Origin of the sequence: Paenibacillus thalictri (assembly GCF_004307995.1) — a bacterium.
Lineage (GTDB): Bacteria > Bacillota > Bacilli > Paenibacillales > NBRC-103111 > Paenibacillus_AF > Paenibacillus_AF thalictri.
Genome location: NZ_SIRE01000004.1, coordinates 320,370 through 337,232, shown reverse-complemented (window position 1 = coordinate 337,232; position 16,863 = coordinate 320,370). Strand labels below are relative to the sequence as shown.

Annotated in this window: 13 protein-coding genes; 12 read left to right on the top strand and 1 reads right to left on the bottom strand. The window is 52.8% G+C overall.

Going from position 1 to position 16,863, the window contains the following annotated elements; genetic code table 11:
- Window positions 1-91: 91 nt before the first annotated feature.
- From EYB31_RS06025 to EYB31_RS06005, 5 genes are all read left to right on the top strand, one after another.
- Window positions 92-1,780, top strand: a complete 1,689-nt coding sequence (locus EYB31_RS06025; RefSeq protein WP_131012378.1) for a phage tail sheath subtilisin-like domain-containing protein — start codon at window positions 92-94, stop codon at window positions 1,778-1,780.
- Between the two features lie 38 nt (window positions 1,781-1,818).
- Window positions 1,819-2,256, top strand: coding sequence for a phage tail protein (locus EYB31_RS06020; RefSeq protein WP_131012377.1), 438 nt, complete (start codon window positions 1,819-1,821; stop codon window positions 2,254-2,256).
- 100 nt (window positions 2,257-2,356) lie between these two features.
- Window positions 2,357-2,734 (top strand): phage tail assembly protein, encoded by a 378-nt coding sequence (locus EYB31_RS06015; protein ID WP_131012376.1) that lies wholly within the window; start codon window positions 2,357-2,359, stop codon window positions 2,732-2,734.
- Window positions 2,731-2,928 carry a DUF6760 family protein gene (locus EYB31_RS41405; RefSeq protein WP_131012500.1) on the top strand — a complete coding sequence of 66 codons (198 nt, stop codon included), beginning with the start codon at window positions 2,731-2,733 and terminating at the stop codon, window positions 2,926-2,928. The genes EYB31_RS06015 and EYB31_RS41405 overlap by 4 nt, the downstream gene beginning before the upstream one ends.
- 5 nt (window positions 2,929-2,933) lie before the next feature.
- A complete protein-coding gene (locus EYB31_RS06005) occupies window positions 2,934-3,377 on the top strand; it encodes a phage tail protein (RefSeq protein WP_240762112.1) in 444 nt (147 codons plus the stop codon).
- Between the two features lie 153 nt (window positions 3,378-3,530).
- On the opposite strand, the gene EYB31_RS40080 is transcribed toward EYB31_RS06005, so the two are convergent.
- On the bottom strand, window positions 3,531-3,701 hold the full coding sequence (locus EYB31_RS40080; RefSeq protein WP_165452245.1) for a hypothetical protein: 171 nt from the start codon (window positions 3,699-3,701) through the stop codon (window positions 3,531-3,533).
- An 83-nt stretch (window positions 3,702-3,784) separates the two neighbouring features.
- Between EYB31_RS40080 and EYB31_RS06000 the strand changes: the two genes are divergently transcribed.
- The 7 genes from EYB31_RS06000 to EYB31_RS05970 all read left to right on the top strand — a co-directional run bounded on the left by EYB31_RS06000 (window position 3,785) and on the right by EYB31_RS05970 (window position 16,860).
- On the top strand, window positions 3,785-8,281 hold the full coding sequence (locus EYB31_RS06000; RefSeq protein ID WP_165452244.1) for a hypothetical protein: 4,497 nt from the start codon (window positions 3,785-3,787) through the stop codon (window positions 8,279-8,281).
- A gap of 278 nt (window positions 8,282-8,559) precedes the next feature.
- A complete protein-coding gene (locus tag EYB31_RS05995; RefSeq protein WP_131012374.1) occupies window positions 8,560-9,186 on the top strand; it encodes a CIS tube protein in 627 nt (208 codons plus the stop codon).
- A gap of 15 nt (window positions 9,187-9,201) precedes the next feature.
- Entirely contained in the window at window positions 9,202-10,302 is a 1,101-nt protein-coding gene (locus tag EYB31_RS05990) for a phage late control D family protein (protein ID WP_131012373.1), read from the top strand.
- A gap of 33 nt (window positions 10,303-10,335) precedes the next feature.
- Window positions 10,336-11,031, top strand: a complete 696-nt coding sequence (locus tag EYB31_RS05985; RefSeq protein ID WP_240762110.1) for a phage baseplate assembly protein V — start codon at window positions 10,336-10,338, stop codon at window positions 11,029-11,031.
- A gap of 18 nt (window positions 11,032-11,049) precedes the next feature.
- Window positions 11,050-11,451: a GPW/gp25 family protein gene (locus EYB31_RS05980; protein WP_131012371.1), complete on the top strand. Its 402-nt coding sequence runs from the start codon at window positions 11,050-11,052 to the stop codon at window positions 11,449-11,451.
- Window positions 11,452-11,468: 17 nt separating this feature from the next.
- Complete coding sequence (locus EYB31_RS05975) at window positions 11,469-14,597, top strand: baseplate J/gp47 family protein (RefSeq protein ID WP_131012370.1); 3,129 nt, start codon at window positions 11,469-11,471, stop codon at window positions 14,595-14,597.
- Between the two features lie 79 nt (window positions 14,598-14,676).
- Complete coding sequence (locus tag EYB31_RS05970) at window positions 14,677-16,860, top strand: putative baseplate assembly protein (RefSeq protein ID WP_131012369.1); 2,184 nt, start codon at window positions 14,677-14,679, stop codon at window positions 16,858-16,860.
- Window positions 16,861-16,863: the final 3 nt, after the last annotated feature.

Genomic DNA, 16,863 nt, shown 5'->3' with positions numbered 1-16,863 from the left:
TTCGATTTTGCATATTTCAATTTTGAAAGGAGGAACCGGTTTCGGCAGAAAACGGAAATGACAACATTCTACCGACAATCGGGCAACTAAAATGGCCGAATATTTATCACCTGGTGTTTACGTTGAAGAGTTTGACAGCGCGGGACAACCGTTAGCCGGCGTAAGCACAAGCACAGCAGGTTTTATCGGACTTGCTGGAAGAGGGCCAGTCGAAGGACTGCCTGTACTTGTAACGAGCATGAATGATTTCAAACGCAACTATGGCGGATACTTGTCGGAAAATCAATTTGGTACATACCGCTACCTAGCATATGCCGTCGATCAGTTTTTCACAAATGGAGGTTCCCGCGCATATGTCATGCGGGTGGCGCCTTCGGATGCGGCGATTGCCGGGAATGAAGGAGAAGTTTTTCACATTGCTGCCAAAAATCCGGGAGCATGGGGAAATGCGGTTCAAGTTTTTTGCGAACCCGCCAGCAAAGCGAAGACACAAATCTTCGAAGATTTGGGAGATAACAAATACCGCGTGAAAAACAACGCCGGTTTCAACGAAGGCGATGTCGTCGCATTTTTTGACGGCGCAGAGAAAACTTACAGCAAGGTCGTTCAGTCGCGCGACAACATCATTGAACTGGAAAGCGCACTGGACGGCGACGTTGTCGACAACGGTTTGCTCCCGGTGAAGGTGCTGTCGACCGTTGAATTTACGGTTTACGTCGTATACGGCGATGAAGTCGAAACCTACGACAATTGTTCCTTGAACGCTACGGCGGCCAATCACGTGGATAAAGTTACATCCCGCTCCGCATTGGTGCAAATTCAAGCCGTCAATAACGATGCCGATCTTGTCTCCCTGTTTGCCGAACAATCGAAGCTGGTCATTACACTGGCAGGCGGTTCGGACGGTTCCCAAGGCGGAATCAGCCCGGGCAACTACATCGGCGAAGATAACGGACCCGGCAAACGGACCGGTATTCAGGCATTTGTCGACAACGACCAAGTGAGCATCATGGCGATCCCGGGTGTGACCGATCCTGCCGTACAGTTGGCGCTTGTGGCGCATTGCGAAAATTTGGGCAGCCGTTTTGCGGTTCTCGACATTCCTAGAGAGAAAACCAAGGTGCCTGACGTACTGACACACCGCGATATGTTCGATTCCAGCTATGCGGCGTTGTATAATCCATGGCTGCAAGTATTCGATCCGCTGGAGAAACGCAATGTGTTTATTCCTCCGTCCGGTTCGGTAGCCGGCGTATATGCGCGTAGCGATAATACGCGCGGTGTCGAAAAAGCGCCTGCGAACGAGGTTATCCGGGGCTGCACAGGCCTGGATGTACAGTATAATAAAGGCGAGCAGGACATTTTGAATCCGAAAGGCGTCAATTTGATCCGCAGCTTTTCCGGTCAAGGCATCCGTATCTGGGGAGCTCGCACGACCTCTTCGAACGCCCTTTGGAAATATATTAACATTCGCCGTCTTTTCATTTTTGTTGAAGAATCGATTAAAGCAGGAACCAATTGGGTCGTATTCGAGCCAAACGACGAGCGGTTATGGGCGCGTGTGCATCGTACCATCGATGCTTTCTTGACACGTGTTTGGAGAGGCGGCGCTTTGATGGGTTCATCTCCAGGCGATGCCTTCTTCATCGACATCAGCTCCAATACAATGACGCAGGATGATATTGACAACGGCCGCCTTATTTGCGTAATCGGCATTGCGCCGGTAAAACCTGCAGAGTTCGTGGTATTCCGCATTACACAAAAAACGAATGAGCAATAACGACTGGCGTTAATTAAAGAATGAGGGGAAGAGAATAGATGGCTGGCGAACGTAATGATCCATATCGCAAATTTCGATTTCGCGTAGAGGTTGAAGGTATTGAACAAGCCGGATTCAGCGAAGTTTCCGGTTTCGACGCTTCACTGGACGTCGTTGAGTATCGCGAGGGCACTGATGTAATCACCCCGCGCAAGCTGCCCGGGCTCGCCAAATACGGCAACATTTCTTTGAAATGGGGCGCTACGGATTCCATGGATCTGTTCGAATGGATTCAGGAATGTATTGTCGAAGGAACTATTGAAAGAAAAACGGTTACTATTATTGCGATTAACGAAGAGGGCGAAGATGTCGCCACATGGCAAGTCATCGAAGCATGGCCGGCCAAGTACACCGCCCCTGATTTTAACGCAACGGCTTCCGAAGTGGCGATCGAGCTGCTTGAGCTGGCGCATGAAGGAATGCTTCGCACTCAATAACATAAGTTCAATATGATGCCGGGAGAGGAACGGCCGCTATGGCGGCGTTCCTCATCGGTTTATCGCCGCTAATTAAACTATGCCTTCAAGGAGGAACGACATGTCGTTCAAGACTGAATACGAATTTGAGCTGCCAAAAGGATACGTTGACGAAAATGGAAATTTGCACCGCAGAGGAACGATGCGTCTTGCGACGGCCGCCGACGAAATATTGCCGATGCGCGATCAGCGGGTCCAGCAAAATCCGGGTTATTTGACGATTATTTTGCTCGCGCGGGTAATCACGAAGCTGGGAGATCTGCGTGCGATTGACACGAAAACAATTGAGCGATTGTTCACTGCCGATTTGGCTTATCTGCAAAATTTATACCGTGAAATTAACGAAACCGAGCGGTTGACCGTGAAGGCCGTTTGCCCCAAATGCGAGCATGAGCACGAGGTAGATATTTCTTTTTTGTCCGAGATGGAAGGGGCATAAGTCTGTATCCGGAAGATCGGCTGTATGAAGAAACCGGATTTATTGCTTATTACTTCCATTGGAGTCACGACGAGGTGATGAATATGGAACACCGGGAAAGACGCAGATGGTGTGAAGAAATCTCGAAGATTAACCGTAAAATGAACGACGAGCCGGATAAGCATAATCCATTTGATGTGTTCAAAAAGAGGTGAAGCGCTTGATTCGCAAAACAGTCAAAGATCGCCCAAACGTCGTAGGCGCTTACCGATTTATGGTCGAGCTCGATGGTATGTTCGTAGCCAGCTTTTCGGAAGTAAGCGGACTGACGGTGGAGACGGAACTGCTGGAGGTGCCGGAAGGCGGCCTTAACAGTTACGTTCATCGGCTCCCGGGAAGAACGAAACTTCAACCGCTTATTCTCAAACGGGGCGTAACGATTACCAATGAGCTTTGGGAATGGTATGCGGATGTTACGGAAGGTTATATTACGCGGAAGAGCGGGTCTATTATTTTATACAACGAGAAAGATCAGGAATTCCGCCGTTGGAACTTTTATGACGGATTCCCCGCGAAGTGGACAGGGCCGGAACTAAACGCAACAAACAGCGGAATTGCGGTAGAATCTATAGAACTGATTCATAACGGGCTTAAAGCCGTCTAATACGTCCAGTCACAATAAGATTAATTTAAGCGTACTGCTGCATATAGAAGGGAGGGCTTCGAATGAGCGAACGGGAGAAGGATGATCAGAAGGAGAACCAGCGCAACTCCGCGGACTCCAAGCCAACTTCTTCGCGCAAAAAAAACGCTGCATCTACGAAGCCAGCCAAAACTCCGGCAGCAGGCAAGGCGGCGGAGGCATCAAGTAAGGCGCCAAGCAAGCCAGCGGCGTCAGCTGCGAAGTCCAGCAAGGCAGCAGCGTCACCTGAAGTGCCCAGTAAGCCAACGGCGTCCTCTGCGAAGTCCAGTAAGACAGCAGCGTCATCTAAGGCGCCAAGTGAGCCAACGGCGTCAGCTGCGAAGTCCAGTAAGGCAGCAGCATCGTCTAAGGCGCCAAGTAAGCCAACGGTGTCAGTTGCGATGTCCAGTAAGGCAGAAGTGTCGTCTAAGGCGCCAAGCAAGTCCCCAGCAGTGTCCGCGAAGCGTATTCGCACTCAAAGTATGGCATCCGCAAGCGAAAAAAATCAACTGCGTTCCATTCGTCTGTCAGACGCTGCTTTTGCGAATCGTCTGGTCGGCAAATACGGCTGGTCCCCATCCGGTAAGCAGCGGGGTTCGATGGTCCATCGCCAAGCGTCCAATCAAGCTGGCCGGGCGGCAACAACGGCCATGTTCCATTTTCATTTGTTTAGGCAAAACATCAACCCGATTATTCAGTTGAATATGCGGCTTTATAATATGCTGCAAATGCAAGAACGGCGGCGGCAGCTTGAAACAAGGCAGTCGCAGAAGGCGAATAACGCCAGGGGCGAAGTTCCCGTTAGCAAAGGTGAGATACGGCGTTCAAAAGATGAAGCCCGTGTGAAACCGGTATCCAATGAGCAGCGCACTAACCCGCTGAATGCCCGGCATTACGTTCCGGGAGAGGCAATTACTGCAGATCTGCTGAAAGAAGTTATAGCACAAAGTCAAATCTTTACTCCTAACACGCGAAGCCGAAATGAGTCTTCCGAAACCATCATTCGAAAATTAACATATCCGATACAAAAAATTGCAGTACGCGCGGTTTCCGTGATTGGCTATCGCGGCCTGCTCCCACGGAGCAATCCGCAGCTTGAGCCGGAGGCTGGTCCGCGTGCAAGCCATGCAGCGGCGGGAAACCCGGGGCTGCCACAGTCCCGCACATCCCGTCCCATGGTGCAGTTGTTGAATCGGTATGAACAAATACATATAGCGGGATTGCCCGCCGAACGGCGTATCCGGATTGAAACCGATACGCAACGAATATTTTTCAGACCACGCCAGCTTGTCACCACTGTAGTTTCAAGACCGCTTAGGGCGGGGGAAACCAGTGGTTCTGCTGGTCGCGAAAATACAATAAGACCGGTAGTCAGGGCGGGCAACCCGGGCACGGTTTCTGTTGATGCCGAAACGGCGCAAAGACGGCTGATGACCCGCCGAACAGCGCCACAACCCGGGCTGAGTGAGGTGCACGCCGGATGGAGCAGTACTCCTGGCCTGCGGCGTACGGCCCAAGCGGTTTCCGTGGTTTATCCAAACTTGGCCCGCTATCCGGCTGCCTCCATGTTTTATCTGACCGGAGAAAGTGGATTCGGCCAGAAACAAAAAGTTTTACAAAACATGGCGTTAATCGTAAGGTCCATGGAAACGGAACGTCGGAATATAACACATGTTGACGAACGATTGCAAAGTGTGGTTCGGATTCGTGGACAACATCATCTGAGCGAGTGGCTTGAACGGTATGTGCGTACAAGGACAATGGCACATCGCGAGTTAAGTAAACCGCTTAACGGTGATTCGTTGAAGCAGCGGATTTTATTACGCGAGAACCGCTCCCGATCGCAGCTTTTATCTTTCCTTGATTCAAACCATGAAACGAGTTTGCAAAATGGTAACGTCAGGCGGATTTATTCCAAACTTGAGACGGCAACACGCCCTCACGTTTTTGTGACCCGCCGATTGTATGGCAAGACGAGTCAACTGGTTGTTGTAAATGGGCAACTACGTGAGGTTTTATCGCAAGTTTCAAGCAACCGGCAATTATTGCAGAAAGCCTTAATAAACAACAGTGTTTCCGGTTTACGCCGGCTAAAGCAGGATCCATTTGGGTATGCGGTTAAGAGCCTTCTTTCTGTTCGGCCAAATGGAGAGCCAGCTTCACAAGCGCCGTTGAGAGCGGGTTTGCTGAAGCAAACTTACATGTTTGGACCGGAACAACGTGAGCTGGCTTTATCTAGGCTGGGTCTACTGCTTCCGCAGATCCAACAGCAGCAGGTCAACCGGTGGGAAAAAGGCGGTCAAGTGCTGCGCATGCAGCATAGGCGCGGTTCCCGGCAGGAGGACGAAATAGCTCGCACTGCGGTTCGGCTCCATTTATTTACTCCCATCGCGAAATATATGAATCATCCTATTTTACTGGAAAAAGTAAACTCAACACTTCGAAAATTCACATATCCGATGGAGTATATGGCCCGTTCCCGGACAAGATTTGGGCGGGAATGGCAAATGATGCTGTCCCGCAGGTCTTATGAAGTAGAGCGGTCATCACATCGGCATGAACAAATAAATAACGTCAGGTTGCCTGCAAATCAGAGCGTCCAAGCAAAAGCAGAAACAGAAACCCGGCGAATATTTGGCAATACGCCACAAACCAACACCGCAGCGGTGTTCAGAATGGTTGCCGCACGGAAGATGGGTGCCCTCTATACCAACATCTACGCGGACAGTATAAGGCGGAGGACACTACCGGATCATTCCGGCGCCGCTGCGGCCGGAACAAAAATGAGCCGAAGAACCGGCATTCCGGTTTTGCGTCATATCGAAGGAAAACTGGCGAGGATTTACCGAAGCCCAGACTCCACCTATAAGAATACACTTGTAAGACCGTTGACGTTGCATTTCACAGGAGCCGATCCTTCATTTGCAGACCGGCTGGCGGAACGGCTGCGAACCCCATTCGTGCGCCTGGAGCAAGTGCAAGTACGCAATCAGACGTTTGATCGACGGGTGGAGCGTCAGGTGCAAGTGCGTAGTCAGACGTTTGATCGCCGAGTGGAGCGCCAGGTGCAGTTGCGCAATCAGACGCTTGACCGTCGAGTGGAGCGTCAAGTGCAACTGCACAGTCAGACGTTTGATCGTAGAGTAGAGCGCCAGGTGCAGCAGCGCAATCAGACACTCAATCGCATAGTAGAGCGCCAGGTGCAGCAGCGCAACCAGATGCTCGACCGCCGAGTGGAACTGCATAGTCAGATGCTCGACCGCCGAGTAGAGCGTCAAATGCAAGTGCGCAGTCAGACGTTCAATCGCATAGTAGAGCGCCAAGTACAACTGCGTAGTCAGACGCTTGATCGCCGAGTGGAGCGCCAGGAGCAGTTACGCAATCAGACGCTCAATCGCATAGTAGAGCGTCAGGAGCAGTTACGCAATCAGATGCTCGAGCGTAGAGTGGAGCGCCTGGTGCAAGTGCGTAATCAGATGCTCGACCGTCGAGTGGAGCGCCAAGTGCAGGTACGCACTCAGACGCTCGACCGCCGAGTAGAGCGCCAAGTGCAGGTGCGAAATCAGACGCTCGACCGCCGAGTGGAACGCCAAGTGCAACTGCATAGTCAGACGCTCAACCGCCGAGTAGAGCGCCAGGTGCAGCAGCGCAACCAGACGCTCGACCGCCGAGTAGAACGCCAAGTGCAACTGCGTAGTCAGACGCTCGACCGCCGAATAGAGCACCAAGTGCAGCAGCGCAATCAAACGCTCGATCGCCGAGTGGAACGCCAAGTGCAGTTGCGTAGTCAGACGCTCGACCGCCGAGTGGAACGCCAAGTGCAACTGCACAATCAGACGCTCGATCGTAGAGTGGAACGCCAAGTGCAGCTGCAGAGTCAGACGCTCGACCGCCGAGTGGAACGCCAAGTGCAAGTGCACAATCAGATGCTCGACCGCCGAGTGGAACGCCAAGTGCAACTGCGTAATCAGACGCTCGAGCGCCGAGTGGAACGCCAAGTGCAAGTGCACAATCAGACGCTCGATCGTAGAGTGGAACGCCAAGTGCAGCAGCAGAGTCAGACGCTCGACCGCCAAGTGGAACGCCAAGTGCAGCAGCGTAGTCAGACGCTCAATCGCATAGTGGAGCGCCAGGTGAAACAGCGCAACCAGACGCTCGAACGCAGAATAGAGCGCCGTGTGCAGTTGCACAATCAGATGCTCAACCATAGAGTGGAGCATCTGTACCCGCAGCCTACAGCGGCGAGCCAAGGGCAAGGACGGCAGCGCCGGATAAGTTATGTCACGGCCGTCGCCCGGCCGGTTGAACTTGTCCGCCCCGCTGGGGCAGCGCAGCCACCGGTGCACCGCAAACCACCGGCAGCGGAATTGCTGCAGCAGGCGGTACGTTTCGCCGCCGCCCAAGCTCCGTTAGCAAGGCGGCGTGCAGCGCAGTCTCAAGCCGCATCGGGCGTTTCGCGTCCGCCGTTAATAAGGCTGCAGCGGATTGCACAGCAAACGGCGCATCCGGCAGCGATCATGCCTCTGGTACAGCCTTCAAAAGCTGCGGAAGCAACCATCGGCAACAGCCGCAGGGTTATCGCAGAGCCAAACCTGCAGCTTGTCAACCGGCAGACACGGGCTGTAGCCGCGAATGCTGTCTTACCCGGGCAAAGAGCGGTACAAGCCGTACCGCTGGACGTTGCGGTCAAATCGGCAAACGCCAAACAGGCGCAAGACCCGATGCTTCAAAGCCTGCAGCAAGCGGTCAAAACCGTGGAAACCAATTTGCTTCAAGCGAAGAAGCAGTGGGAACAGCCGAATGTCAATATTAACCGGATAACCGATCAGGTATATAAAGAGTTCACCCGGAGGGTTCGATTTGAACAGCAGCGGAGGGGCATTTGATCCTCTTGGACCCCCCAAAAGTGAAGATAAACTTAGCGGCTGATTCAGATTACTTTTTGGGGAGCCCCCGACAGGAAAGAGAGGCCGCTGAAAAAGCAGCGGAGTGAGCGAAATCATGCTGGAGAAACACCAACGTTCGCTTTTGTCCCCAATTTCACCTGCCGCAACGTAAGCAGGTAGATTCAAGAAACTCGCGGACAATTGGCGATCGTAAGCATGATTCGCTCATGTAGCGTTCACTTTTCAGTGGCCTCCAGGAAAAGATGAGGTGATGCGCAGTGACCGAAAAAGCAACGATCATTGTGGAACGTGGAAATGAAACCGAATGGCTGGATGTGCTGTTTAATCCCAATGAGTATTCATTGGATTCGTCCAACCAATATTCCTGGCATACGATTCCCGGATTATCCCAGCCGATCGCGCAGTTTGTCAGCGGTGAAGCAACGACGTTAACGATGGATTTATTTTTCGATACTTACGAGCTCAGAACGGATGTACGCAAACACACTTCGAAAATTGTCGGACTGCTTGATGTCGACAAAGACCTGCATGCTCCTCCGCTATGTAAATTCACCTGGGGGTCTTTACAATTTAAAGGCGTTGTCGAGAAGGCTACGCAAAAATATACGATGTTCCTTTCTTCCGGCATTCCCGTTCGAGCTACCGTCAATGTGACGTTTCGCGCTGTCCAGAGCATTAAGGAGCAATTCCAGCGCATTCCCCGGCAATCCGCCGACCGGACGAAGCAGCGTACGATTAAGCAAGGCGATCAGCTGTGGCGAATTGCGGCTGAAGAATATGAAGATCCGGGTCTATGGCGGGAAATTGCGCGGGCCAACGGCATTCATAATCCGAAGCAGCTGGTGCCGGGCACGGTCATCAAAATTCCGAGATTGTACGGGTAAGGCAGGGAAACAGCGATGAGCGATTTGAAACTCGGAACCGACAAATATACCTTTGACGAGCTGGAGAAGAATTACCGAAACTTCCTCGCTCCCGGATTTAAGCTCCTTGTGAACAATGACGACGCCGTCCGGGAAGGAATGGCCATTACCGAACTTTCCGTCGATACAACGGCGTCCGAAGAATCCGACACCGTCTCGTTTACAGTCAGCAATGCTTATAATTTGGTGAAGCGGGATTTCGATTGGCTGGGCGACCAGCTTGCGCTGGGCAAGACGCTGGAAGTGCACATGGGTTATACGGACCGGATGACGCCATTATTTTTCGGCTACATTACGTCGATCCAGATGAGCTTTCCCGCTGGCGGCACGCCGCAATTAACCGTAACCGGGATGGACCTGAGCTTTAAGATGATGAGAGGGCGGCACGCTTCGACTTTTGCGAACATGAAAATTTCCGACATTGTCAAGCAGATCGGTCAAAAGTACGGCGCCAGCAGCTTCGACATCGACGAGACATCCAAACCGCTGCCGAATTTTCCAAATAAACCGGAAAGCGATTACCAATTTTTGCAAACATTGGCCCAAACGCTGAACTATGAATTTTTTATCGTGGGCAAGACGTTATACTTCCGCAAGAAAAATAAAAATAAAACGCCGCTGATGACGTTATCCTGGGGCAAGCATTTAATACGTTTTGATCTGGAACAAAACATATCCGATCAGGTGACGGAAGTTATCGTCAAGAGCTGGGATGCAAAAACGCAGACCGTCATCGAGGCATCCTCCAGCACCGTAGACAAAGTCGGATCGAACAGTACGACCGGCGCCGATCTGCTGAAGACGCTGGGGACATTCGAAGAGACGTTATACGTCAATGCCGAAGATGCGCAGGATGCCCAGGCGAAAGCGGACGCGGTGATGAATGAACGGGGCATGCAGCTTATTTCCGGCAGCGCGGAATGTATAGGGCTGCCCGAAATACGAGCAGGCCGGTATATTACGCTTGACGGTTTGGGGCGGAGGTTAAATCAGCCTTATTATATTAAAAGCGCCTCTCATAGAATCGGCAGCGACGGATATTTAACCCAATTTGAGGTGCAGGGAAATGCGGTGTAAGCGATGAGCGGGCTTTTTGATTCATTAAATGCGATGAACGACAAGATGCTGAGCATTGTCAACGGCGTCTATATCGGAATTGTAGCCGACAACAAGGACCCGGAGAATCTGGGGCGCCTAAAGCTGAAAATACCGATCATCGACGATAAAAAGATGTTTGACTGGGCAAGAATGACAACGATGATGGCCGGAAAAGACCGGGGTTCCTTGTTTATCCCCGAAATCGGCGATGAAGTGCTGGTGGCTTTTCAGATGGGAGACATCCGCGAGCCTATTGTGATCGGCTGCTTATGGAACAAGAACCAGCCGCCGCCTGCCGGCAAAGACGAAAAAAATAACATCCGCAAGCTGACCTCTCGTTCCGGTCACGAAGTTACGTTTGACGACAAGGAGAACGAAGGCAAAATATCCGTCAAAACCAAAAAAGGCCACAAATTGGAGTTGCAGGAGAAAAACGATACGATTACGCTGGAAGAAAGCAGCGGCCAAAATGTGATTACCATTAAGGGCGGCAGCGCCAACGAAATCGAGATTAAAAGCGGCACAACGAAAATTACGATTAACAATAAAGGCGATGCGGTCATCGAGAGCACCAAAAGCGTTAAGCTGAAATCAACGCAAGTTGCCGTTGAAGCTACCGCCACCCTTGATCTGAAAGGGTCTGCCGCGGTCAATATAAAATCGGACGGTTTGATTACGTTAAAGGGCACGATGGTCAAAATCAATTAATGCTGCAGGGGGCTGGCCATGTCGAAACAATTTTTGGGCAAAGGTTGGAAATTCCCGATAGAAGTGGATAAGACGACGGGCAGGATCAAGCAGTCCAGTTACGAGGAAGACATAGCCGAAGCCATACGTGTCATTATATGGACTTCCAGAGGAGAACGCCTGATGCGTCCCGACTTCGGCTGCGGGATTGACCGGTTTTTGTTCGAGGGGAATGACGACAAGACGCTAAGCCTGATCGAAGCGGAGGTCGAAGAGGCGATTCGCACCTGGGAGCCCCGTGTTCACGAAGTGACGGTACGCGTCGAACGGGATGGCAAGCAGGAGGAAAAGCTGCTGATCGAAGTGCAATATGAAGTGAGAAGCACGAACAATTTATTTAACCAAGTGTATCCGTTTTACCTATATGAGGGATCAAATTAAAGCAACGGGAGATCTATATGCCAAATCAAAGCGCGGGCGGGGGGACAAGCAACCATTACCCGGTCATAGACGAACGAAATATGGCTCGATTAACGGAGCAAATCAGGTTGATGGCGCCTTTTTATACGCCGGAATGGAGTTTCAGTCCGGATGATCCGGATCCGGGGACCGCTTTGTCCTTGATGTTCGCGCATATGCTTGAGGGCAATATCCGGCGGCTAAATCAGGTTCCTTATAAAAGCTTTCTTTCTTTTCTGAATCGCTTCCATGTGGAGTTGGCCCAGGCTCGCCCGGCGATGGCGCAGGTCACCTTCCGTTTGACGGAAGGCACCCCCGAATCCGTCTATGTGGAGAAGGGAACGCAACTGGCCGCTTCCGTCCCCGGCGAATCGGTGCCGATTCTATTCGAAACTGCGCGCCCGGTCCTTTTGACTACGGCGCGTTTGACCGATTTACTGACGATGAGTCCGCGGCACGATCGGATCGTTCGACTGGCGGGAGACGGCACGCCGCTGGAATGGGCGAGGGACGGCCGAGGCACTGCTTTATTCGGAATGGAAGGCGATAATCTGCAGTCGCATGCGATGTATTTGCAGCATGGATTTTTGTTCCGGTTGGATCATCCGGCGTATGTGGAGCTGCTGTTTTTTAATGCGGTGAATGAATATGCGGTAAATGAAACGGTCGATCTGCTTACCGATGGAGGCAAGGTGAAGTGGGAATATCATCATGCCGGAGAATGGCTGCCTTTTGATCGCGTTTACGGAAGCAACGGGGTCATCCGGCTCGTCAAGCTGCAGAAACGAAGCATTGATCCTTTTGATTTCAACGGGCATTACGGTTATTGGATCCGTTGCCGCGCGATGTCGCTGGATGAATCGTCCGGCGGCGCTCTATTAAGCAAAGTGCAGATGGACCGGTTCGTGATGAAAAGCGATTTTGCGGCAGCTGCCGATACCGACGGGATATTGCCCGATCGACTGTATTTTAACGATATTCAGGTCGATGCGGAGGACGGCTGTCAGCCGTTCGGCGATTTCTTCGCGCATTACGGCTTGTTCTACATCGCCAATAAAGAGGCGTTCTCCAAGCGGGGCGCCGACATTACGGTTCGCTTCCGGCTGTCTTTTCAGCAAAACCGGCTGATTCCCGGCAGACCTCCGCAAATCAATTGGAAGATGATTATGAAGCGCCACGAGGTCGACAAGACAGAAATTCCCGATCCGGTGACCATATCGAGTGTGCAGTGGGAATATTGGAACGGCACCGCATGGGTGAAACTGCCTGTCAGCGCAGAAGCGCAAAAGCTGTTCAGCGATCCTTGGGAAGGCATCGAAGAACGCGAACTCACTTTTGTCTGCCCGGAAGATCTGCAGGAGATTTTCGTTAACGCTGAAGAAAGCTTCTGGATCCGCGGCCGTATTGTGCAAATCCAGAATGCCTATTCGCCCAACGCCATTTATTACACGCCGATCATGGAAGGGATGCGGCTTCGCTACAGCTACGTCAAACCGCTGTATCCGCCGCAGCGTCTGTTTGTGCAAAACAATCTGGAGCAAAAGGAACGCACTGTGGAAGTGTCCACAGGCGGCGTCACTTTTCGTCCATTCGTCGGGCTGGAAGGGCGTTATCCGGCGATGTGGCTGGGATTCGACGCGCCTCCGGTGCGTGGTCCGATCAGCATGTATGTCACCTTGAACCAGCGCCGTACAACGGCAGACGACATTCCCTTTTTGGAATGGGAGTATTTACGAGCTGCGGGCAATTCCGCCGTCTGGGCGCCGCTGGCTGTGGCGGATGGGACCAACGGGCTGACTCGAAGCGGCGACGTGCAATTTATAGGGCCGCATGATTTTGCATTGGCTTCCTATTTTGGCGCCGAGAAGTATTGGATTCGGGTGCTTAACCGTGACGGCCGTTACGACGAGCCGCATGAAGCGGGCAATGTGCCAAGGGCGTTAAGTATGACGCTGAATACGACGCTTGCCGTTCAGCAGAAGACCGTGCGCAATGAATTGCCGCAGCGCGTAACCACTTATGAGACCGCCGAGGTACATACAAACGAATATTTCGTGCTTTCCGAAACTCCCGTGCTTGATGAAGAGGTATGGGTGGACGAAACCGGCGGACTGCCTGCTGAAGAAATATCCGAGCTGGAACGGGCCGATTCGGCAATTGAGGTGATCCGCGATTCGGAAGGAAATATAATGCGCGTGTGGGTCCGTTATAAGCGGGCGGACCAGTTTCTGCGTTCTCGCGCCAATGACCGCCATTACATGATCGACCGGGCGACCGGACGGCTAATGTTTGGAAACGGCGCAGCCGGGCGCAAACCGCCGCTTTCCGGGGAGGACACTGTGCGTGTGACCTATTCCACGGGGGGCGGCAAACGCGGCAATGTGCCGGTCCATTCCATAACGAAGCTGCAGGACTCCATTGCTTTTATCGATCAGGTAACCAATCCGCTGCCAGCGGCAGGCGGTTGCGATTCGGGAACGGTGGAAGAAGCGATTGTTCGCGGGCCCAAACGATTCTCCCACTTGCGCCGTGCCGTAACGGCGGAGGATTACGAATGGTTGACGCGCGAAGCGCATCAGAACGTAGCCAAGGTCAAATGTTTGCCGAATGTCAACGTCAAACTTGAGCCTGAGCCCGGCTCGATGTCGATTGTCGTATTACCGAAGTCGGGACTTGGCAACGGCGCGCATTTTCAGGAATTGAAACGGACTGTGGAAGAGAAGCTACTTGCCCAGTCCGCTGCGACGATGGCCTTTCCCGGAAGCCTTCAGGTGATGGAGCCCGCGCTGCTGGAAATTTGCGTTCAAGCGACGGTCTGGGTGCGTGGCATGGATGAAGTGGTCCCTGCCGAACGTGAAATTGTGCGCAAGCTGCAGGCTTTCTTGGACCCGCTGACCGGCAATGCGGACGGGCGCGGCTGGGATATCGGCCAAGCGGTGCATCATTCGATGTTCTACTCGCTGTTGAAATCGGTTAGCCCTGTGGTGCATATCCCTCAACTTGCCATACATGTATACAAGGCCGAATACGGCGAACGGATCGAATGGCAGCTTGAGCGTATGGCGGAAATCCGTCATGGCATTATCGTACCGGGCGAGCATCGGATTTCCGTGGAATTGAAGAAATAACACGCAGCTACGCGCCGGTGCTGCGGAATTATTTTATAAATGTGAAAAATTCGCAGGATAGCAGAAAGGAGAGCTTGCCATGCTGCCGTTACCGAATCTTGATGACCGCACCTTCGAACAGCTAGTTCGCGAGATGCGGGATTTGATCCCCGGCATCATGCCCGAGTGGACTGACGAAAACGCGCACGATCCGGGCATCACGCTGCTAGAAATGCTGGCTTGGCACATCGAGATGCAGCAGTATCATTTGGACCGTGTAACAGATGGCCATGAGCGTAAGTTCCTGAAACTGCTGGGAGAGGCGCCGCTTGAAAGACAAGCTGCGAGTACGTCCATAAGTTTTTCCGGCGCGCCGCACCCGATTTTGATTCCGTTGGGTACGCTGCTCCGCGTGGGGGAGCTGCCGTTTGAAACGGTCAGACCGGTTACCGTGCTTGCCGACTCCAATTGGCGGGTATTCGTTCATTCCGAAGATGGCGTTCGCGAAATTGCCGATGATTTCGAATCGGGCAGTGCGCCTTTTTTTTCGTTCGGATCCAAAGGGGAAGCCGGAACCAGCATGGAGCTTGTGTGCGATCGGCCCTTGCCGGTGCAGATGCCTTTATCGTTATGGTTCGAATTGGCCAATCGCCAGCCCGATTACCGGATCCCCGCCCGTTATGGCGGCTTTATTCCCTCCGCACGAGTAGACTGGTTGTATTGGCGGGAAATAGAGGCCGGCGAAGGAAGCTGGGAGCTTATCGATATGGAACGCGATGAATCGTATGGGCTGCACCAAAGCGGGCCTATTCTGTTTCAGCTGCCGGAGGATGCGGGCCAGGTATACCGGCTGATGGCCCGATTTAGCGAAGGCATATACGACGACCCGCCGCGAATTAGCCGTCTCATCTGGAATGAAGTATTTGCAGCGCAAGTCGAAACCCATTGCATCGAGGAACGATTTGATCATACGGCGAAAGCGGTTCGTTCGGACGACGAGCAAGACCCGGCGGAGGAAGAGCCGCCGGCATTTACGCTGCGCCATGCGCTGTTTCTGCACGGTCTTGTCTATGTTCAATTTAAGCTGGAGGACGGCGGCTGGATCGATATCGAACCCGATCGTTATACGGTTCACCGGGTTGAAGGGAAGGCGTGGTTATCGTTTAACGGCGAAACTCAGCTTCCCGAGGGGGAGCGGTGCATTCGGGCGATAGCCGTTATTCCTTCGTTTGACGAACGTACAAAGCTCGGCCGGGGAACAGGGATTTCCGCGCAGACCGTTGCGGTGAATAACAAATTGATGCTGGCGGATCAGCTTCGTCTTCAGGTCGGATGGTACGCCGACGATTCAAGCCAAATCGTATGGTATGACTGGGAGCGGGTAGCCGATTTCGATCAATCTTCACCTGACAGCTACCATTATATGGTGGATGGGGAAAACGGGGTTATCCGATTTTCGGACGGACTTCACGGCGCTGTGCCGCCGGCTATGCCTTTTCCAAATATCCGCATCATCGGTTTCCGCAGCGGCGGAGGCGCCGCCGGCAACGTCATGGCGGATAAGATCCGCGAAACGGATCTGACGTATCCTCTGCAGGTGACGAATTTGTATCCTGCGTACGGCGGAGCGGAAGCCGAGACGGTCAAGGAAGCGATGAACCGCGTGAAACGCATGGTCCTGGAGCCGAAATGCGGGGTCACTGCCGACGATATCGAACGGCTGGTCAAAGAAATTCCCGGCCTGCGTGTCGTCAGGGTAAAGGCCCTGCCGGGTTATAAGCCGGCATTGCGCAGCCACGCGGAAGAACGGTCGCTTGGATCTATATCCGTCGTTGTCGTTCCATACAGCAACCGGCCGTGTCCACTGCCCAGCGACGGGATGATTCAAACCATTCGCGTCCATCTTGAACCGTACCGTCTGTTAACGACAACGCTGTATGTAATTCCTCCCGAATATGTAAAAATCACAGTACGGGCCGTGATCGTCATCGACCCCCGTTATGAGGGGCGGGAAACGGATGTGGTGCAAGCGTTGAAACAGTGGCTGCAGCCATACGGCGACGACGGGTCGTCTGAGGGCTGGGATTTCGGACGTACGGTGCATAAGAGCGACGTCTATGACATCGTTCACCGCGTTCCCGGCGTTCTTTACATTCAAGATGTCTGGCTGATGGCGGAAGGCAACAATGTGCTTCGTGAGGAAGGCGGAGATATCCGCATCCCTCCGAACGGATTAGCGGTATCGGGAGAACATGAAATTGAGTTTATCACTTCGAATCGTTAGGGG